The sequence below is a fragment of the Oceanibaculum indicum P24 genome, from assembly GCF_000299935.1.
In the GTDB taxonomy this organism is placed as follows: domain Bacteria; phylum Pseudomonadota; class Alphaproteobacteria; order Oceanibaculales; family Oceanibaculaceae; genus Oceanibaculum; species Oceanibaculum indicum.
In genome coordinates, this window is the sequence record NZ_AMRL01000007.1 from 84,001 (window position 1) to 103,840 (window position 19,840).

The following is a 19,840-nucleotide window of genomic DNA, read 5'->3' on the forward strand; positions in this document are numbered from 1 at the left end:
GCATCGGCGGGATTTCGGATGCTGACCTCGCAACGCAATACCTATTGGCTGCTGATCGCGCCCGCGGTCCTGCTGATGCTCATCTTCTATATCTATCCGCTGTTCCAGGTGCTGTGGATCAGCGTGACCGAGCCCTATCCGGGCCTGCAGAATTACGAGGCGCTGCTGACGCGCCCGCTGCTGCACCGCATCTGGCTGACGACGCTGCGCATCTGCGCGATCACCACCATCATTACCGTGGTGCTGGGCTATCTCGTCGCCTACGCGATGGTGCATGTGAAGGAAACCCAGCGTGCCTGGATGATGTTCTGCATCCTGCTGACCTTCTGGCTCAGCGTACTGATCCGCGCCTTCGCCTGGGTCATGCTGCTGCGCAATGAGGGGCTGGCGAATCAGGGGCTGATGGCGCTGGGGCTGATCTCCGAGCCGCTGCCGCTGGTGCGCAACGAATTCGGCGTCATTGTCGGCATGGTGCATTTCATGCTGCCGCTGGCGGTGCTGCCGATCTTCTCCAACATGACCGGTATCGATGCGCGCTATGTCTCGGCGGCGCGCGGGCTGGGTGCGTCGCCCTGGGTTGCCTTCCGGCATATCTACCTGCCGCTCAGCAAGCCGGGGCTGATCGCCGCGACCATCCTGGTGTTCGTGTTCTCGCTGGGCTTCTTCATCACGCCGGCCATCCTGGGTGGCGGCAAGGTGGTGATGATCTCCGAATATATCCGCGTCAGCTTCGAGGAGACGCTGCGCTGGGGGCAGGCGACCATGCTGGCCTCGACGCTGCTGTTCGCGGTGCTGCTGACGCTGGCGCTGGTCGCGCGCTTCGTTGACCTTAAGAAAGTGTTCGGGGCGCGATGATGAAGGGAGATTTCCGCGAGCTTTTCGGGCGGGGCATGGTGCTGGGCGGCGCCTGGACCGTGCTGGCCTTCCTGGTGCTGCCGATGGTGGTGGTGATCCCGGTCTCGATCACCGACCAGTATTATTTGTCGCTGCCGCAGGACGGCGTGTCGCTGCAGCATTACGCCGCCTTCTTCAGCAACGATATCTGGCTGTCCGCGACCGGGCAGAGCATCGTGATCGCGGTCGCCTCCACCCTGGCCGCCGTGGTGCTGGGCACGTTGTGCGCCATCGGCTGCTGGCGGCTGTCTACCAACGCATCGGAGGCGGTGCGCACCTTCATGCTGATCCCGATCATCGTGCCGACCATCGTTCAGGCGCTGGCGATGTACCGGTTCTGGATCGACCTGCGGCTGCTGGATTCCTATCTCGGCGTCATTCTGGCGCATACGCTGGTCGCGATCCCCTATGTGATCATCACCGTGTCTGCCTCGCTGGCGAATTTCGACGTGCGGCTGGAACAGGCGGCGCGCAGCCTGGGCGCCTCGATGAGCGAGACCATCCGCCTGGTGATCGTGCCGCGCATCCTGCCGGGCATGCTGTCGGGGGCGATCTTCGCCTTCACCATCTCCTTCGACGAGATCGTGATGGTGCTGTTCCTGACCAGCCGCAACATCTACACCCTACCGAAGCGCATCTGGGACGGCATCGAGGATCATCTCGACCCCACCATCGCCGCCGTCGCCACGCTTCTCATCATCGTTACGCTGGCGCTGCTGCTGTTCGAGCTGTGGTCGCGCCAGCGCCGGGCCGCGCGCCTGAAGGCGCTGGCTTCAGAGGGCGGGGAATAACACCCGCCAGCAAGCAAAACGCTCCACCATAGGAAGAGGATCGACCCCATGGGTGCCGTCAGCGAGTTCGAATATCGCTACAACATGACGATGAAGATTTTCCACTCGCACGCCGAGCCGGCGTTCGAGACCCCGCAGCAGCAGGAGACGGTGTGGGGGCAGCAATGGGGCTGCGACAATGATGTGGGCCAGCTGCGCAAGGTGCTGATGCACCGGCCGGGCGAGGAGATGAACATCATCGATCCGTCCAAGCGCATCGAGGAGCTGGGCAGCTATGGCGATGTCGAGGGCCAGACCTGGTACTGGCGCGGCGACGTGATCCCCTCGCTGGCGGAACAGCAGGCCCAGCACGACGCGCTGGCCGACACGCTGCGCAAGGAAGGCGTGGAGGTCGTCTATCTGAAGCGCTGCGCGCCGGGCCGGCACAAATCGATCTATACCCGCGATTCGGTGATCGGCGTGAAGGGCGGCGCCATCGTGACGCGCCTGGGGCCGATCGTGCGGCGCGGCGAGGAAGCACCGGCGACCGAGACGCTGGCCTCCATCGGCATGCCGATCCTGCGCACCGTGCACGGCACCGGCCTGATGGAGGGCGGCAGCTTTGCCTGGCTGAAGCCGGGGCTGGCCGCCGTCGGCCGTTCCAACCGGGTGAATGAGGAAGGCACGCGCCAGGTCGAGGAGGTGCTGAAGGCACAGGGCTGCGAGCTGCTGCGCGTGGATTTGACCGGCTACCGCCTGCATATCGACGGCAATCTGGTGATGATCGATGTCGATACCGCGATCATCAACCCGACGCAGCTGCCCTTCTGGTTCCTGGAGAAGCTGAAGGAGCTGGGCATCCGCACCATCGAGGTCAGCCCCGACGATCCGTCGGGCGCGGTCAACTGCATCGCCGTGCGGCCGGGCCGCGTGGTGATGGAGGCGAATTTGTCGCCGCGCACCGCCGACAAGCTGGACAGACTGGGCATCGAGATCGTCGATGTGAAATACGACAAGATCTGGCTGGGCGGCGGCGGCATCCACTGCTCGACCAGCCCGCTGGTCCGCGATTCCATCGGCTGAGGGAGGGCGGCATGACCTTCTCCCTCGTCGCGCGCTGCGGCCGTACCGGCGAAATCGGCGCGGTCATCTCCACCTCCAACCTCGCGGTCGGCAGCCGCTGCGTCTATCTGAAGTCCGGCGTCGGCGGCTTCCTGACCCAGCACCGCACCGACCCAAGGCTGGGGCCGCGCGGCATCGCGCTGTTGCAGGATGGCGCCACCGCCGCCGAGGCGATGGCCGCCGTGGTCGCCAGCACGAAGGATATCGGCTGGCGGCAGCTTGCCTGCGTGGACCGGCATGGCAACACCGCCTTTCACCATGGCGACAAAATCTATTCGATCCGCGCCGAATGCCAGGCGCCGGGCGTCGTCGCCATCGGCAACATCATCGATAATCCCGAGGTGCCGAAGGCGATGGTCGCGGCCTTCACCGCCGACCCGTCGCTGGAGATCGCCGAGCGGCTGCTGCGCGCCATCGAGGCGGGCGAGGCGGCGGGCGGTGAGACTGGCACTGTGCATGCAGCCCAGATGATCGCGGTCGGCGAGAACAGCTTCCCGCTGTTCGACCTGCGCATCGATTATTCGGAGACGCCGCTGCCCGACCTGCGCCGGCTGTGGGAGCGCTATCGGGCAGAGGCAGCGGGCTTCGCCGTGCGCGTGCTGGACCCGGATAGCGTGCCGCCGCAGCAGGATCTGTACGATGCGGCGCAGGCGCGCATGAAGGAGCTGGGAATCAGCTACTCATGACCGGGAAGCTGCCCAACAGCCTGTTCCGCACCGTCGGCACCTATCTCGGCGTGCCGCAGACGCTGGACCTGACCGGTGCGAAGGCGGCGGTGATCGGCCTGCCCTTCGATTGTGGCCGGCACCCACGGCGTGTCGGCGCGCGGCTGGGGCCGGCGGCGATCCGCTATATGTCCACCGACATGGTGCGGCATTACCGGCCCGACGATCCCGGCGATTTCGATCCCGTTCGCGCGCTGGGGCTGGTCGATTGCGGCGATGTGCCGGTGGTCTCGGCGGAGGTCGAATCCTCGGTCGAGACGATGGCCGAGGCAATCTCGGCGGTGGTGGAACGGGGCGTGGTGCCGATCTGCATGGGCGGCGACGGCGTCATCAGCCTGCCGCAGATGCAGGCGCTCAGCCGGAAATATCCCGACCTGTGCGTGCTGCATTTCGATTCCCACACCGACGCCTATCCCGAAGCCGGTAACGAGAGCGAGATCAACCCCGCCACCACCTTCGCCTATGCGGTGCAGAAGGGCTATGTCGATGCCAGCCGGTCGATCCATTTCGGCCTGCGCGGCTTCACCTATGTGCCGCGCGTGTTCGACTACACGCAGGGGCTGGGCTATCAGACCATCCCCATCGAGGCGCTGGAAAGCGAGGGCGTGGCCGGTCTTGCGAAGCGCTTTAAGGAGACGGTTGGCGACCGCCCGGTCTTCCTGTGCTTCGACATGGATTTCTTCGATCCCTCGGCGGCCCCCGGGGTCTTCACCCCGGCCTGGGGCGGGGCGACGGCGCGCGAGGGGCTGGCGCTGTTGCGCGCGCTGAAGGGCATCAATTTCGTCGGCTTCGACGTGAACACGCTGACTCCCGGCGCTGACCTGAAGGGCCAGACCGCCTGGCTCGCCGCCACGGTTATGCTGGAATTCTGCTACCTCGCCTGCGACTCCCTGGGTCTGACCCCGAAGGGTGAGGCAGCGTATTAGCGGCGGGCGCCGTTAGAGCCCGCCATGCACCAGCCGGCCGCCCAGCAGGGTGGCGGTCACGCCGACCTCGCGGATTTCCTCCACCGGGATGCTGAAATAATCACGGTCCAGTACGGCGATATCGGCCAGCTTGCCGAGCTCCAGCGATCCCTTTACAGCTTCCTCGCGGCCTGACCACGCCCCCAGAATCGTATAGGCGCGCAGGGCTTCCTCCGCCGTCACCGCCTCGGCCTCGTCCAGCGAGGCGCCGGTCTGCGCCTTGCGCGTCACCATCGACCACAAGGCGAAGAAGGGGTTGGGGTCGCACACCATGGCGTCGGAATGGCCGGGGGCGGGGATGCCGGCATCGATCAGGCTGCGGTGCGGCCACATCCAGCGCATCGCCGCCTCGCCGCGATTGGCGCGGTAGGCCTCGCCCAGATCGTACATGAAGCCGGTGGCGGAACTGTCCACCGCGCCGACCCGCTTCAGCCGTTCCAGGATCGGCGGGGTGACGTAGCAGCAATGCTCGACCCGCATGCGGTGGTCCGCCACCGGATGGGCGGCGAGGCAATGCTCGATCACGTCCAGCGCGAAGTCGATCCCGCGGTCGCCCACGCCCTCGATCATCACCTGCAGCCCGCCCTTGTGCGCGGCCAGCGCGCGGGATTTCAGGTCCTCCAGCTCGTAGAGCAGCATGCCGGTGTTCGGCTCGGGCTCGCCCTCGATGCGCTTGCCGACATAGGGCTCGTAATAGGCGGCGGTGCGGCCGGAGGTGGAGCAGTCTGGGCACCATTCGACGCCGATGATGCGCACCATGTCATCGCCGAAGCCGGAGCGAATGCCGGCCTTCACATAGGATTCCACCAGCCCGTCCTCGCGGCCCGAGACGATGATGCCGACGCGCATGCGCAGCCGCTCCTGCTGGCGCAGCAGCTGATAGGCCTGGATCGAGCGGCTGCCGGCCAGCGAGTTATAGACGGTCGTGATGCCATGACGCGCCCAGTCGTCGAACACTTTCTCCAGCCCGTCGGCAAGGCGGGCGGGCGTGTCGGCGCCGTGGATCACATCGAGGAACATATGTACCGCCGTCTCGCGCATCAGGCCGGTCAGCTCCCCGGTCTCGGGGTGATGGTCGAAGCGGCCGAAGGCGGGGTCGGGCGTGTCGCGGTCGATGCCCAGTTCTCGGAAGGCGCGGGAATTGGCGAGGCCGATATGGCCGTCGGTGCGCAGGATGAAGAGCGGCCGGCCCTGGCCTGCCGCGTCCAGCTCCGCCAGCGTGGGATAGCCGCCGGACTTGTTCTCGTTCAGCCGGTAGGCGACAACCCAGTCGTCCGTGCCGCGGGCGGCGGCGACATCGGTGAGCCGCGCGAGCAGGGCGGCGCGCGACTGGATGCGGTTCGGGCCGACATCCTCCCACCCGGCGAGGCGGGCGGCGTAGCTGTCGGGGTGGCAGTGGCTGTCCACGATGCCGGGAATGGCGGTGCGGCCGCCAAGGTCCATCACCTTTGTCTCCGGACCGGCCAGCCCGTCCAGATCACCCTCGCTGCCGACCGCCAGGATACGCCCGTCGCGGATGGCGAGCGCGCTGGCGACGCGGCTGTGCGCGTCCAGCGTATGAATGCGCCCGTTGCGCAGGATCAGGTCGGCGGCCAGTCGCGGCATGGTTCTCTCCCCCCCGGTTCAAGGCCGGCCAAGCTTGGCAGGATTTGTCAGGAGAGAAAACAGGTTTGCGGCCTGAAAGAAGGTTCGTACCGGGTGGTTGACGCTGCCGCCGGCACTGTGCACATTAGAGGCATGATTATTCACGCGGCAGCCCTTCTACGACTTCTAGGCCCGACCTCCTGAGGGAGGCGGGATAACGCGCGTCGTCGATCTGTCCGTTGCTGCCGGTGAAATCATGTCCACCGTTTCGTTTTCTGAATGTTTCTGCCTGTTCACGGACGCCTGCCTCAAAGGGTGGCCTGCGAAGGAGCGACTGCGCGGCGGTCGTCGGGCCTGACGGCAGCCCGGCGGCCGTATCCCTGCCGCATCGCCCTTTCAAGACAAGAAGATAATCCGGAGTCGCTCCCATGTTGCAGAACCCTGAAACCAAGTACCGCCGCTTCACCACGGTCGATCTGCCTGACCGTACCTGGCCGTCGAAGCGCATCGAGAAGGCGCCGATCTGGCTGTCCACCGATCTGCGCGACGGCAACCAGTCGCTGATCGACCCGATGGATGGCGAGAAGAAGCGCCGCTTCTTCGACCTGCTGGTGGCATCCGGCTTCAAGCAGATCGAGGTCGGCTTTCCCTCGGCCTCGCAGACCGAGTTCGATTTCATCCGCAGCCTGATCGAGGAAAACCGCATCCCCGACGACGTCACCATCCAGGTCCTGACGCAGTCGCGCGAGGATCTGATCCGCCGCAGCTTTGAATCGCTGAAGGGGGCGAAGCAGGCCATCGTGCATCTGTACAACGCCACCTCGCCCAGCTTCCGCCGCACCGTGTTCAACATGGAAAAGGCAGATGTGGTGAAGCTGGCGGTGGCGGGGGCGAAGCTGTTCGTCGAGGAAGCGGCGAAGCAGCCGGGCACCAAATGGACCTTCCAGTATTCGCCAGAAACTTTTTCCGCCACCGAGCCGGACTTCGCGGTCGAGGTGTGCGAGGCGGTGCTGGATGTCTGGCAGCCGACGCCGGAGAACCCGGCCATCCTGAACCTGCCAGCGACGGTGGAGGTGGCGGGCCCCAACATCTATGCCGACCAGATCGAATATTTCTGCCGCAACATCTCGCGCCGCGATTCGGTGATCGTCAGCGTGCATCCGCATAATGACCGGGGGACCGGCGTGGCGGCGGCGGAATTCTCGGTGATGGCCGGCGCCGACCGAATCGAGGGCTGCCTGTTCGGCAATGGCGAGCGCACCGGCAATGTCGATCTGGTGACGCTGGCGCTGAACCTCTACACCCAGGGCATTAATCCGGGGCTGGATTTCTCCGACATGCGTAACGTCGTGCGCACGGTGGAGTACTGCAACCAGCTGCCGGTGCATCCGCGCCATCCCTATGCGGGCGAACTGGTGTTCACCGCCTTTTCCGGCTCGCATCAGGACGCCATCAAGAAGGGTTTTGCGGCGCAGTCGAAGCGCAATGACGAGTACTGGGACGTGCCCTACCTGCCGATCGACCCGGCGGATGTCGGCTGCTCATACGAGGCGGTGATCCGGGTGAACAGCCAGTCCGGCAAGGGCGGTGTCGCCTGGGTGCTGGAACAGGACAAGGGGTTGCAGCTGCCGCGCCGCATGCAGATCGACTTCTCCCGCAAGGTGCAGGAGATTTCCGACCGCACCGGCAAGGAGATCACGGCGGGCGCGATCTGGGAGGCGTTTGAGGAATCCTACTGCCTGGCCGGGGCGCAGCGCTTCGACCTGATTGAATATGACGATACCGGCGCACGCAAGCCGGGGCAGGACCGGGTGTTCGTCGGCCGCATCACGGTGGACGGCAAGGAACGCTCGATCAGCGGCAAGGGCAATGGCCTGATTTCCGGCCTGCTGGAGGCGCTGAAGGCCGATTGCGGCATGGAGCTGGAGGTGCTGGACTATCACGAGCATGCGCTGCGCAAGGGCTCCGACGCGCAGGCCGCCGCCTATGTCGAATGCCGCACGGCAGACGGGCGCACCCTGTTCGGTGTGGGCATCGATGCCGATGTCGCCATCGCCTCGGTGAAGGCGGTCTTGAGCGCCGCCAACGTCGCCTCGAAGGGGTGATTGGCCCCGACGGTCTTTATCTTCTCTGACTGTCACCCCCGGGCTTGTCCCGGGGGTCCATGTTTCAGCTCACTGGAACAAGGACGAAGCAAGCTGATGCCTGGATTCCCGGGACAAGCCCGGGAATGACGGTAGAGGAAAGTCGGTGTTTTCTTGCCCTTCTTACGCGCTCTGGCGCCGGGAGCGGCCGGCGGTGGCGATGCGGGCCAGCGGCTTCAGCCAGGCCGGCCGCCAGGTCAGTGTTGCGACCGTCGCCAACCCGCCGATGCTGAGCCCCACCACCCACAGGATGCTGCCGAAGCTGGCGCCGTCGCGTTCCAGCGACAGGGCAAGCGCCAGCGCCAGCAGCCCGTAGCCGGCAAGGCGCAGCGGCAGGGTCCGACCAGCCGGGACATGGCGCTGGCCGGTCACGCGCTCCCAGTTCTTCTCCTGGCTCAAGGCCAGCAGATCGAAGCCCAGATAGCTGGTCCCCAGGATAAGGGCGAGCAGGAGCGCCTCAGGCATGCTGTTGCTCCGGCTTGTCGGCACGGATCGGGCGGGCAGGGCGTGCCACCGCCTGTGCTGTGCTCTGCCGGCGCTGCAGCCGGATGGCCGTGGCCAGCGCGATGGCGCCGCCCGCCAGCATCACCGCATCCATGCCGAACACCGGCCAGTTGCCCTCCATCAGGGTGCGCAGCATATGGTCGCCGGTGGTGATGGCGTTCAGCAGCACGGCCAGCAGGGCGGCCGCGGCAATGGCGTAGCATTGCTCGATCCAGCCGCGCCGTGTGCGGAGCCAGGCATGCGCGAAACTCAGCACCCAGATCGCGTAGAAGGCCCAGAACTCGATATCGTCACGATGTTCCGGCCCCAGCGGCAGGACCCGGTTAACGATGAAGAAGCCCAGCGTGGCGAAGATGATGCCGGTGGTGCTGCCGATGGTCAGTCCCTCGACGATGCGCACGCCGCGCAAACCCTGATGGGTGTGGCGCTTGCGCCGCGATTCCAGCCAGAACAGGAAGCCGGTGACGATCAGCACGCAGCCCGACAGGCCGAGCGCAAAATAGACCCAGCGCAGCGTCCAGTGCTTGAACTGGATGAAATGCAGGCCGGAGATGAAGCGCTGAGCGTTCAGGACCGGTTCGCCGACATGGCGGTGCAGCACCGCGCCGCTGGCAGCATCGAAATACACCCGGTCCATCGACATGGTGACCTTGTTTTCGTAGGACTGCCGCATCTCGACAAAGCCATTGGCATCGCCCGGATGGTGGATACGCACGAAGTAGGGTTTGGTGCCATCGCCCCACAGCCGCATCGCCTCCGCCGCCATTGCATCCAGCGATCCGATGCTGCCCGGCTGGCCTGCTTTGTCCCGCGTATAGCTGCCGAAAGCCTCCTTGAAGAAGAGCTGGCTGTCGCGCTCATAGGGGATGTTCGGCGTGGTCGGAAAATAGATCGTGATGAAGATGACGAGGCCCGACAGGGTGATGAGGAAATGGAAGGGCAGGGCCAGCACGCCAGTGACATTGTGCAGGTCCAGCGCCACGCGCGGCGTCTTCTTGTCGGTGCGGAAGGTGAAGAAGTCCCTGAAGATCTTCACATGCACGATCACGCCGGAGACCAGCAGCGCCATCATCGCCATGCCGGCGAGGCCGACCAGCCAGTAGCCGACGCCGCCCGCGCGCAGGTGCAGGCTGTAATGGAACGGGAAGATGAAGCCGGTGCCGCCCCGCGTGCCGGCTTCGGGCAGCACTTCCCCTGTCGCGGGATTGATGAACTTGCTCTTGAAGCCGTCCTTGCCGCGATAACCGACCCGGGCCGTTGGCGCGCGTTCGGCGGGCAGAACGATGAAGGCGTTGCGCACGCCCTCTTCCATATCGGACAGCAGGATGTCGCGTAGCGCGTCCAGCTTCACCGGTGCCTCCATCGGCGCGAGGCGCGTCATCGGCATCATCCAGCGGTCGATCTCGCGGTCGAACACGCTGAGCGTGCCCATCCAGAAGATCGCGAACAGCAGCGCGCCAATCACCACACCCGCCCAGGTGTGCAGCCAGTTCATCGAGGCGCGGAAGCCCTGTTCCATCTTGGTCGTTCCTTTTGCTGGCGTCAGGACATGTGTGTCAGGACAGGGCTGGCGGCGCCATGGACAGCCAATAGACCAGCCCCTGGCCGACAGCGGTGCCGCCCAGCGTCACCGCCAGCAGTCGCGGCAGGCTGCGCTCGGCAAAGGCCCAGATCAGCACCAGCAGGTAGATGATGAAGCCCAGCATCGACATCAGCACCACGGCCTCGCTGCGGTCCATGCCGAGGCCGGCCAGTCCGGCCGCCCCCAGCGCGGTAAGGGCGGCGCTGAGGAAATAGCCGCCGACAACGATCGACAGCAGCCGGAAGGCCAGCACCAGCCCGGCGCGGAGTTTCCGGGCTCTGTTATGGCTGGTCGTGGTTGCGGCCATCGCGGTCATGCCGGCCTCAGTTCGGCTTGGCGGCCGGCGGGGCGGCGGGCGACTCCAGCCCCTCGGTCGTGGTGAAGGACAGGCTGGTTACGTAAGAGGCGGCGTCATAGCTCTCGGCGCCGCGCTTGCCCGGTGTCTCGTCCTTGTGCTTGGTCTCGATGACGTAAGGACCCTTCCAGGGGAAGGTGGCGGCGAAGGTGCCGTCCTCGCCGGTCCTGCGGGTCAGGGCCCAGCCGGACAGGGCGACGATCTCGACCTCGGCCTTGGGCAGCGGCTTGCCCTTGTAGGTAACCTGGAACTCCACCTTGCCATCCAGCATCTTGCCGGTCGGCACGATGTCCAGCGCCAGGCTGGGCTGCAGGGCATCGAAGCCGGAGATATAGCGCGCGGCCGGCGTCCAGACGGTACGCACCGTCTTGCCGTCATTCTTGCGCTCGAAGGCGGGGTAGTCGGTGACCGCGGCGGTGATGCTCTCGCCCTTGCCGGCCGTGCCGTCCAGCGTGATGGACTTCTCGCCCTTGGCGGCGCTCAGCGGCTTCGTGCCGTCCTTGCCGGCAAGCGCTGCCTGCGGCACCGGCATGCGGTCCAGCAAGCCCGGTGAGATTTCGCGCAGATTGTAGCCGAACTCGCCGAAATAGAAGCTGGCCTTCCCGTTCTGCTGCTCGATCCAGACCTGATGGGCGGCAGCGCTGCCGGCGGAGAGCGTGACGGCAAGGAAAGCGGCGGCCAGGCGCGGCAAGGGGAAAAAGCGCATGAGGGTTCCTTATTTGCGAATAAGTATCAGTGGAGCTTATCACGCTCCTTATAATCGCAATCGAGAATGATCCTCAATAACATATCGCCTAGGGTAACGCTGCGGACCGGGTTTTCGATGCCTTTCTTGCGGTGCTGCGGATAAGTGTGCATATCATCGCTATCTAAAGTGGAAATCGCGGCGGAATGATCGCGAGCCAGGATTTATGAGGGATATGCCGGTCGGGACGGGCGATATCGATGTGCCGCATGCCAAGTTGCGGGCGCTGCACGATTTCTGGCGCCAGCGCGCGGGCGAACGGCCCTTGCCGTCGCGTCTGGATTTCCTGCCGGAGGAATTCGCGCCCTGGATGGGGCACATCGCCATCGCCGATGTGAAGCACCCGTCGCTGGAAATGACCTTCGGCCTGTTCGGCGCGGCCTTTGTCTATGTGAACAACATGGACCTGACCGGCCGCCCGGTGGCGGAACTGCCGGCGCTGGTCAGCGCGATGATTCTGGCCGATTATCGCGGCTGCGTCGAAAGCCGGCAGCCGCTCTATACCTGCCGGCAGAGTGTCAACCGCGACTGGACGCATATCCACCGCATCGTGCTGCCGTGCTCCTCGAACGGGGAACAGGTGGATAAGCTGATCGTGGGGCTCTACACCGAGGGCGGCAAGAGCCCCTTCTCAGGCTAGAGCTTCAGAATCTCGCCCTCGCGGGCGGAGAACACGGCGTTCGCCTCCGCTGCCTGAGCGTCGTCGAAGCAGACCTTGCCCTGAAAGCCGATGCGCCGGACCATGTCGCAGGCTTCGCCCCAGCCCGGCCGGCCGGGCGGAAACTGACCGCCATCGAACGGGCCGGACAATCCTGCGGCGCGGGCCGCCAGCACCAGCATGCGGCGCGGCAGCGACAGCGCCTCCGGGTCCAGCGTGGCGCGGCTGACCGGACTGCCGATATCGGCCACGAAGTCGGAGGCGCCGATGCCCAGCGTCAGCATGCGCGGCGTGGCGCGGGCGAGGTTCGCCGCCTCCAGCGCGCCGAGGCAGCTTTCCACCAGCCCAATGATCTTCGTGCGGCCGACCTCAATGCCCAGCGCCTTTTCCTTCTCGGTCAGGCGGCGGTCGATATCCTGCAGATCGGCAGCGCGTTCGGCCTTCGGCAGGATCACAGCGCCGATGCCGGGGCCGAAGCACTCCAGATCCTCCGGGATCATGCCGCTGTCGGCCTTGTTCACGCGCAGCGCCACCAGCGGCGGCCAGTCCTTTTTGGCAAGCGCGGTCGCCTTCACGCGGGCAGCCGGCTTGTCGGCCAGCGGCACGCCATCCTCCAGATCCAGCATCACCACATCGGCAGGGGTGTTGGCGAATACGCTCTCCAGATTGTCGCGGTGCGCCGGGGCGTAGAGGATCGAGCGGTACCAGCCATCTTTACGGAACATTGTGTCTGTCCTCAGTTCTTGTGGGAGGCCGGGCGCATGTCGTGCGCTTCCATGGCGCGAACCAGGCCGGCGACGATGGCATTGGTCGGGGTCGGCACGCCCAGCTTGGCGCCTTCGTCGGCGACCGCGCCGTTCAGGAAGTCGATCTCGCCCTGCCGGCCGGCCAGCCGGTCCAGCAGCAGCGAGGGCTTTGCGCCGGGAATGGCGGAACCGAACTTGTGCACATAGGCGACCGGATCGTCGAAGCTGAGGGCAATACCGCGCGCCCTGGCGACGGCGAACGCCTCCGACGCGCAGGATGAGGCCACACGCCAGGCTTCCGGCGTCTCCATCACCTGGCCGATGGTCAGGCCGGTGATGCCGCACACCGCGCTGTAGGTGACGTTGCAGATCAGCTTAGACCAGATCATCGACTGGATGTCAGGGGCGGCCTCGGCGCGGAAGCCGGCCTCGGCCCAGAGTTTGGCGACGGTCTCGGCGGCGGGCTGCGCGTCGGGCACGGTGGCGCCGATCTTCACGATCTCGAAGCCGTTATGATGCACATGGCCGGGAGTGGGGATGGTGGCGCCGAAACCGCCGGCGATGCCCAGCAGCAGCCGGTCCTTGGATACGGTCTTCACCAGAATGTCGTAGGCACCGAGGCCGTTCTGGATGGAGAGCACGAGCGTTTCCGGGCCGATCATCGGCCTGGCCCCGGTCAGCGCCGATTCGATGTCGCGGGTCTTGGTGGCGACGATCACCAGTTCGCACATCCCGACCTCCGCCGGATCGGTGGTCGCCTTGGAGGGCGACAGCCAGTCGCCGCTGGCCCCGGTGACCTTCAGCCCGTTGGCGCGGATCGCGTCGATATGCTCCTTCCAGCGGTCCACCAGCCAGACATCATTGTCGCCGGCGCGGGCCAGGATGGCGCCATAGACGGAGCCCATGGCCCCGGCGCCCAGAATGGCGATCTTCATCGGTGTTTCCTCTCAGGCTTCTTGTTTATTCCGGCACGGCTGCCGACCGCATACGCCGATCCAGCCGAAGATGCAGCGCAAGGCCGAGGCCGGCAAGCGCGAGGCCGATCAGGTCGGTCTTCCAGTCCGGCTCGATCAGCGCCAGTGCGCCCGCCGCTATCAGGATGCGCGGCAGCCAGGAGACCGCCCCCCGGCAATGGCCGATGGCGGCAATGGAGATGCCGGCAATGCCGATGGTGGCGGAGACCAGCGCCGTGGCGATGGCCGACGGGTCGCCCTGCAGCGTCAACTCCGGGTTCATGATGAACAGGAAGGGGATCAGGAACAGGCTGCAGGCCAGCGTCATGGCGAAGGCGGCGGTGCCCATGACAGTGCCGCCGCTGATCGCCACGGCGGCGAACACGCCGGCCGCCACCGGCGGGGTGATCGCCGACACGCTGGCGAAGAAATACAAGAACAGATGCGCCGGCAGCAGGTCGAAGCCCAGATTGATCAGCGGTGCCGCCAGCACCGCAGCCCCCACCGCATAGGCCGCCGGGGTCGGCATGCCCATGCCCAGGATGATGGCGATCACCATGGTCAGCACGAGGGAGAGCAGCACATTGCCCTGGCCGATGCTGACGATCATCTGCGAGAAGGTGACGCCGAGGCCGGTCAGGTTGATCAGCGAGACGATGATCTGCGCCGCCGCGATGATCATGGCGATGAAGACGACGCCGCGCGCCGCGTCATACAGCCCGTCGCGGATCGAGCGCGCCATGCTGGCGATGCGCTGCGGCGTCGGCTCGATCGAGGCGGCGTCGGCGACCGGGACCTGCTCCGCCGTCGTGCGGATCGTCGGCGCCGGGCGGGCATGCAGCAGGATGCCGGCCAGCATCATCGCGACAATGGCGATGATCGCCCAGAACACCGCCAGCTGGATCGTGTACTGGTTCACGATGAAGTAGATCAGGATGCCGATGGGGATCAGCAGGCTGGCCAGCGGGAAGGGCGCGAAGGCCTCCCGCGCGCTGGGGATCAGCTCCGCCGGCAGCGGCTTCAGGTCATATTTCAGGGCGTAGAGATAGACGCCGATCAGCAGCGCCAGGAAGAACAGCAGCGAGGGCACCAGCGCCGCCGTCACCACCTGCAGGTAGGCCACGCCCAGCAACTCCGCCATCAGGAAGGCGCCCGGCCCCATTACCGGCGGCATGATCTGGCCGCCGGTCGAGGCCACCGCCTCGATGGCGCCGGCCAGGTTGCGTCGGAAACCCAGCCGCTTCATCAGCGGGATGGTCAGCACGCCGGTGCTGGTCACATTTGCGACGGTGCTGCCATTCACCATGCCCATGAAGGCGCTGCCGAACACGGCCACCATGCCGGCCCCGCCGCGGATACGGCCACCGATGCGCATGGCGATCAGGATGAAGACCTGCCCGGCGCCGCTGCTGTTCAGCAGCGCGCCCAGGATCAGGAACAAAGTGACGACGGTCGCCGAAATGCCCATCAGCGGGCCGAGCAACCCGTTCTCGCCCAGATAGAAGGCATAGATCAGCCGGTCGATTGACAGGCCGCGATGGCCGAGCGGTCCGGGGATATAGCCGCCGAAATAGGCATAGAGGTAGAAGGCGAGGATCAGGCCGACGAACAGCCAGCCGAGCGCCCGGCGTACGCCTTCCAGCACCAGCAGCAGCAGCGCCAGGCCGAACAGCTTCTCCAGCGTCTCGTTGGTGAACCAGGTGCTCTCGACGATGGTGTCGTAGTTCCAGACGATATAGCCCAGCACCACGACGCTGAGGCCGGCCAGGATCAGGTCGCCGAACCGGAGCAGGGCTGAGTCGCGCCGCGCCCCCGGATAGAGCAGGAAGACCAGGGCCAGCGCGCCGCCCAGATGGATCGCGCGCTGCTGGTAGTTCGGCAGGGTGCCGATGCCGGCTGTCACGACATGGAACAGGACCCACAGGATCGCTGCGGTCATCAGGGCCGCGCCGATGATACCGCCATAGCTGCGGTAGGCGCTTTCTCTCTCTTCTGGTTCCATGGGAGGGCTGGAATTCTGGTGTTCGGAAAAAGAGGGACCGCCGACGCGGAACGTCGGCGGCCAAGTTTGGGTTGGACGGGAAACGGCGTTACTTGGCCATCAGCCGGTCGGGCACGGCGATGCCCTTTTCCTTGTAGAAGCGCGCGACGCCGGGATGCAGCGGCGCGACCGAGGCTTCCAGCGTCAGCTCCTGCGGGTTGGCGCGGTCGGCGGCGGGATAGCCGGCCTTGGCCGCCGCCATGCCGTCGGCGGAGAAGATGCGCTTGGCGATCTCGTAGGCCACAGCTTCCGGCAGGGCATCGGTGGTGTTGATGCCGATGGCGGTCTGCACCGTCACCAGCTCCGCCGGCTGGGCGCCGTAATTCTCGCCGGGGCGGCTCTTGGCGACGCTGAAATAGGGATATTCGGCGGCGATCTTCTTGGCCTGCTCCTCAGTCATCGGCAGCAGCTTGATCGGCCGCGAGGCGTGCGCCTGCTGGATGTAGCCATCGGGGTGCAGGCCGGCCTTCATGAAGCCGACGATGCGGCGGTTCTGATAGGCGTCCAGCGCGTCGGACCCGCCGGCGCGGTGCAGCTCGGCATTGATGCCCAGCAGCTGCAGGATGGCCTCGGCCTGCTTCTCGGTGGCCGAACCGCGGCCGCCCGGGTTGAACTGCTTGCCGGCCAGGTCGGCCAGGCTGTTCACGCCGGAATCGGCGGACACCACCCAGTTGGCCGGCAGCGGCGCGAAGTAGTAGAGCGTGCGCAGCTTGGCGCCATCCTTGCCCTTCATCGTCGCGAAATCGCTGGAGGTGACGGCGATGCCCATATCGACCTCGCCGCGCATCAGCGCGGTGGTGGAGGCCGAGGCGCCGCCCAGCTCCTGCACGCTGATGTTCACGCCCGGCACCGCCTTGTTCCAGTCGGAGACGACGGCGACCTGATAGGCGTAGAAGGCGGAATTGCCGTGCGTGCCGCCCATGGCCAGGCGCTGCTGTGCGCTGGCGGCGCCGGCGGTCAGGCCCAGCGCCACGGCAACGCCGAGAACGGACGCAATGCGACCGTGGAGTGCGGTGATCTTCATTTTCTTCCCCCCAAAAGGCAGGTCGTTGCGGAACCCGTTGCCGCGTTCGCCGGCCTGCCCGATCGTGTCGGATTGATTGATGTCGGCCCGCGTTGGAGCCAGACCGTATGATCGCGGCAACGATAGTCAAGTTTTCGACATGGTGAAACATTTTTCTGTCATTAGAAAACCGTTGAGTGGGTAATAATGTTTCGCGACGGGTGCGGGGCCGCTGGAATCTGGATTTTCCGGGGCCGGCGATGTCATAGTCCGGCATCGATAAAGAGGCGGGCGGAACAAGCCTGTCAGGCAGGGCTGGGTAACAGGGTTGGGTATTGGGGGACGCATGGCCGGTCAGGATGCCGTGAAGACGGCGGCGCGCACGCTGGATCTGCTGGAGGTTTTCGCGAAGGCGCGCGGTCCGCTGTCGCTGACGGAAATCGCCCAGCGCATCAACACGCCGATCAGCAGCTGCCATTCGCTGGTCCGAACGCTGCAGGCGCGCGGCTATGTTTATGTGCTGGACAGCCGCAAGCGGGTCTATCCGACCAAGCGGCTGCTGGCGGTCGCCAGCGCCATTGCCCGGCACGATCCGCTGCTGGAGAAGCTGGCCCCGATCCTGGAGGATCTGCGCCGCGATACCGGCGAGACCGTGCTGCTGGGCAAGCGGCAGGACGATCATGTCACCTATCTGGAGGTGATCGAGGGCACCCATATCGTGCGCTACACCTCCAGCCCCGGCGACACCAAGCCGCTGCATTCCAGCACCATCGGCAAGGCGACGCTGGGCCTGATGGAACCAGCCGACCGGGCAGCGATGGTCACCCGTATCGAATTGCCGCGCGTCACCCCCAACACGGTGACCGACCGTGCGGCGCTGCTGGAGGAGATCGAGCGTTCCGCCGCCCGCGGCTGGTACGAGACACGCGGCGAGAACATCGCCGACGTCATGGCGATCTCGGTCTCCTTCCGCATTCTCGACGAAGGGCTGGGCGTGGCGCTGGCCGGCCCGATCTCCCGCATGACGGAGAATTTCGACGCCTATCTCGCCCGGCTGAAACAGGCGCAGGCAGCGTTCGAGGCGCTGAACGCGGCGTTCGAGGGGCGGTAGTGCGGAGAATTAGCTAGCAATTAGCGTGCTTTTCACTCCGGCCGTCATTCCCGGGCTTGTCCCGGGAACCTAGGCCTCGGCTTGCTTCGGCCTCGCCTGAGTAAGCTGAACCCTAGACCCTCGCAACAAGTGCGGGGGTGACGGAAGGAGGAGAGGGACCGACATCACGACGCTCTCTAACTTCTTGCATGTTTCGGTATGACGAAATAGCTTTCGGAATATCGAAAATCAGAAACGCAAGAAATTCTGCGGAGGAATCCTGCCGTGGCCCAGCTCCAGCCCAAAGCCCAACCCAAGCCCGTCTTCCATCCTCAGCTCGACATCCGCAAGATCGCCGGTGCCTGCGGTGCCGAAATCCTGGGCATTGATCTGTCGGTCGCCCCGGATGCCGAAACGGTGGCGGCGCTGCGCCAGGCCTTCCTCGACCATCAGGTGATCTTCTTCCGCGACCACGACCTGACGCCGGCGCAATTCCTGCAAATGGCGAAGCTCTTTGGCCAGCCCATCGAATATCCCTTCGTGACGGGGCTGGACGGCTTTCCGGAGATCATCCAGGTCGCCAAGCTGGAGCATGAGAAGAGCAATTTCGGCGGTATCTGGCACGCCGACACGACCTATCTGGAACGCCCGCCGATGGGCACCATGCTGATTGCGCGCGAGCTGCCGCCCTATGGCGGCGACACGCTGTTCGCCAACCAGTACATGGCTTATGAGGCGCTGTCGGACGGCATGAAGGCGCTGCTGGACGGGCTGATCGCCATCAACAGCTCGGCCAAGGCGGACGTCACTAAGACCCGCGAGGACCGGATCAAGGACAGCGGCTCGAAAGAAGCCGGCAAGACCTATCTGTCGGAGCATCCGGCGGTGCGCACCCATCCGGAGACCGGGCGCAAGGCGCTCTATGTGAATGTCGCGCACACCGTCGCCTTCAAGGGCATGACGGAGGAGGAGAGCGCGCCGATCCTGAATTTCCTGTTCCAGCATCAGGTGAAGCCGGAATTCACCTGCCGCTTTGTCTGGCGGCCGGGCTCCATCGCCTTCTGGGACAATCGCTGCGTCCAGCACAATCCGGTGAATGATTATCACGGCTTCCGCCGCATCATGCACCGCATTACCCTGGCCGGCGACACGCCGCGATAGTTAGCGGCTTCGGGCGCAGCGGAAGCCGATATAGACGACGGCGGTCTCCGGCGGCTTGCCGGCGGTGTGGTCGCGGTGCATCTGAACCGCCCCATACCACCAGGACCCGCCGCGCGTGATCTTCTGCCCGCCGCCCAGATCGCCATCCACCCATTCCCAGGCATTGGCGCCCATATCGTACAGGCCGTTTACGCCGGGTTTCGTGCTGCCCGCCGGCGCATGGCCGATGCCGCGTGTCAGCCGGCTGGTGTGGTCGATGGCCGGCGTCGGCCCGCAATCGCCCAGGCAGTTGGCGCCGTTCGGCGTGGCGCCGGTGGGGTAGAGGTAGGTGCGGCCGGTCTCGAACGGGGATGGCGGGCTGGCGCGGCGCTCCGTATAGGCAGCTTCCAGCCATTCGGCATCGGTCGGCAGGCGCTTGCCGGCCCAGCGGCAATAGGCCTCGGCCTCCGCGTAGGTGACATGGACGGCGGGTTCGTCATCGCCAGCGGGCACGCCGAACGGCGCCTGCCACGTCCATCCCGGCTTCCTGGTCCAGCCGGCCTCATAGACCTCGCCGCCGCCGCGCCGCTCCGCCGCCGTCACGGTTCCGGTCGCGGTGACGAACTGGCGGAAGGCGCCGACCGTCACCTCGGTGCGGTCGATCTCGAAGCCGCCGACGGGCTGCATCTCAGCCAGAGCCGGGCGGCTCATGGCCATTGCAAGGCATAGAAGGCCCAGCATAACGGCGCTGTTTCCGCGTTGGTCCGGCATGGCGTCTCCTTGGGGTATCTGCTTCAAGGCTGGCAAGGAGATTTCTCT

The 19,840-nt window shown here is 65.7% G+C and carries 19 protein-coding genes; 9 read left to right on the forward strand and 10 right to left on the reverse strand.

Features of this window, described 5'->3' with window-relative positions:
* Positions 1 to 18: 18 nt before the first annotated feature.
* The 5 genes from P24_RS07750 to P24_RS07770 are packed head-to-tail and all read left to right on the forward strand — an operon-like array spanning position 19 to position 4,437.
* Positions 19 to 855 (forward strand): ABC transporter permease, encoded by an 837-nt coding sequence (locus P24_RS07750; protein ID WP_008944149.1) that lies wholly within the window; start codon positions 19 to 21, stop codon positions 853 to 855.
* The gene (locus P24_RS07755; protein ID WP_008944150.1) at positions 852 to 1,685 is read left to right on the forward strand and encodes an ABC transporter permease; all 834 of its coding nucleotides are present in this window, start codon (positions 852 to 854) and stop codon (positions 1,683 to 1,685) included. Before P24_RS07750 ends, P24_RS07755 begins: the two co-directional genes overlap by 4 nt.
* A gap of 48 nt (positions 1,686 to 1,733) precedes the next feature.
* A complete protein-coding gene (locus P24_RS07760; RefSeq protein WP_008944151.1) occupies positions 1,734 to 2,747 on the forward strand; it encodes a dimethylarginine dimethylaminohydrolase family protein in 1,014 nt (337 codons plus the stop codon).
* An 11-nt stretch (positions 2,748 to 2,758) separates the two neighbouring features.
* Positions 2,759 to 3,472 carry a DUF1028 domain-containing protein gene (locus P24_RS07765; protein ID WP_008944152.1) on the forward strand — a complete coding sequence of 238 codons (714 nt, stop codon included), beginning with the start codon at positions 2,759 to 2,761 and terminating at the stop codon, positions 3,470 to 3,472.
* Positions 3,469 to 4,437, forward strand: coding sequence for an arginase family protein (locus P24_RS07770; protein WP_008944153.1), 969 nt, complete (start codon positions 3,469 to 3,471; stop codon positions 4,435 to 4,437). Before P24_RS07765 ends, P24_RS07770 begins: the two co-directional genes overlap by 4 nt.
* A 12-nt stretch (positions 4,438 to 4,449) precedes the next feature.
* Here the strand turns inward: P24_RS07770 and P24_RS07775 are convergent, their stop codons facing one another.
* Positions 4,450 to 6,081: an amidohydrolase gene (locus P24_RS07775; protein ID WP_008944154.1), complete on the reverse strand. Its 1,632-nt coding sequence runs from the start codon at positions 6,079 to 6,081 to the stop codon at positions 4,450 to 4,452.
* Positions 6,082 to 6,488: 407 nt separating this feature from the next.
* Here P24_RS07775 and leuA point away from each other — a divergent pair, with 407 nt between their 5' ends.
* Positions 6,489 to 8,165: a 2-isopropylmalate synthase gene (gene leuA / locus P24_RS07780; RefSeq protein ID WP_008944155.1), complete on the forward strand. Its 1,677-nt coding sequence runs from the start codon at positions 6,489 to 6,491 to the stop codon at positions 8,163 to 8,165.
* A gap of 162 nt (positions 8,166 to 8,327) precedes the next feature.
* Here the strand turns inward: leuA and P24_RS07785 are convergent, their stop codons facing one another.
* From P24_RS07785 to P24_RS07800, 4 genes are read right to left on the reverse strand one after another with little or no spacing between them, the layout of a single operon-like run.
* The gene (locus P24_RS07785) at positions 8,328 to 8,669 is read right to left on the reverse strand and encodes a DUF3325 domain-containing protein (protein ID WP_008944156.1); all 342 of its coding nucleotides are present in this window, start codon (positions 8,667 to 8,669) and stop codon (positions 8,328 to 8,330) included.
* Complete coding sequence (locus P24_RS07790; RefSeq protein WP_008944157.1) at positions 8,662 to 10,227, reverse strand: PepSY-associated TM helix domain-containing protein; 1,566 nt, start codon at positions 10,225 to 10,227, stop codon at positions 8,662 to 8,664. Before P24_RS07790 ends, P24_RS07785 begins: the two co-directional genes overlap by 8 nt.
* 37 nt (positions 10,228 to 10,264) lie before the next feature.
* Positions 10,265 to 10,606, reverse strand: a complete 342-nt coding sequence (locus P24_RS07795; protein WP_008944158.1) for a hypothetical protein — start codon at positions 10,604 to 10,606, stop codon at positions 10,265 to 10,267.
* 7 nt (positions 10,607 to 10,613) lie between these two features.
* On the reverse strand, positions 10,614 to 11,351 hold the full coding sequence (locus P24_RS07800) for a DUF4198 domain-containing protein (protein ID WP_008944159.1): 738 nt from the start codon (positions 11,349 to 11,351) through the stop codon (positions 10,614 to 10,616).
* A gap of 214 nt (positions 11,352 to 11,565) precedes the next feature.
* On the opposite strand from P24_RS07800, the gene P24_RS07805 reads away from it, so the two are divergent.
* Positions 11,566 to 12,030, forward strand: coding sequence for a PAS domain-containing protein (locus tag P24_RS07805; RefSeq protein ID WP_008944160.1), 465 nt, complete (start codon positions 11,566 to 11,568; stop codon positions 12,028 to 12,030).
* On the opposite strand, the gene P24_RS07810 is transcribed toward P24_RS07805, so the two are convergent.
* From P24_RS07810 to P24_RS07825, 4 genes are all read right to left on the reverse strand, one after another.
* Positions 12,027 to 12,773 (reverse strand): HpcH/HpaI aldolase/citrate lyase family protein, encoded by a 747-nt coding sequence (locus P24_RS07810; RefSeq protein ID WP_008944161.1) that lies wholly within the window; start codon positions 12,771 to 12,773, stop codon positions 12,027 to 12,029. The two genes, P24_RS07805 and P24_RS07810, sit on opposite strands and share 4 nt — an antisense overlap.
* A gap of 11 nt (positions 12,774 to 12,784) precedes the next feature.
* Positions 12,785 to 13,729: a ketopantoate reductase family protein gene (locus P24_RS07815; RefSeq protein ID WP_008944162.1), complete on the reverse strand. Its 945-nt coding sequence runs from the start codon at positions 13,727 to 13,729 to the stop codon at positions 12,785 to 12,787.
* Positions 13,730 to 13,754: 25 nt separating this feature from the next.
* Positions 13,755 to 15,749, reverse strand: a complete 1,995-nt coding sequence (locus P24_RS07820) for a TRAP transporter permease (RefSeq protein WP_008944163.1) — start codon at positions 15,747 to 15,749, stop codon at positions 13,755 to 13,757.
* Positions 15,750 to 15,837: 88 nt separating this feature from the next.
* Entirely contained in the window at positions 15,838 to 16,812 is a 975-nt protein-coding gene (locus P24_RS07825) for a TAXI family TRAP transporter solute-binding subunit (protein ID WP_008944164.1), read from the reverse strand.
* Between the two features lie 325 nt (positions 16,813 to 17,137).
* Between P24_RS07825 and P24_RS07830 the strand changes: the two genes are divergently transcribed.
* Both P24_RS07830 and P24_RS07835 read left to right on the forward strand, forming a co-directional pair.
* Positions 17,138 to 17,902: an IclR family transcriptional regulator gene (locus tag P24_RS07830; RefSeq protein ID WP_008944165.1), complete on the forward strand. Its 765-nt coding sequence runs from the start codon at positions 17,138 to 17,140 to the stop codon at positions 17,900 to 17,902.
* Between the two features lie 264 nt (positions 17,903 to 18,166).
* A complete protein-coding gene (locus tag P24_RS07835) occupies positions 18,167 to 19,042 on the forward strand; it encodes a TauD/TfdA dioxygenase family protein (protein ID WP_008944166.1) in 876 nt (291 codons plus the stop codon).
* Here the strand turns inward: P24_RS07835 and P24_RS07840 are convergent, their stop codons facing one another.
* Positions 19,043 to 19,732 (reverse strand): formylglycine-generating enzyme family protein, encoded by a 690-nt coding sequence (locus P24_RS07840; protein ID WP_202802365.1) that lies wholly within the window; start codon positions 19,730 to 19,732, stop codon positions 19,043 to 19,045.
* Positions 19,733 to 19,840: the final 108 nt, after the last annotated feature.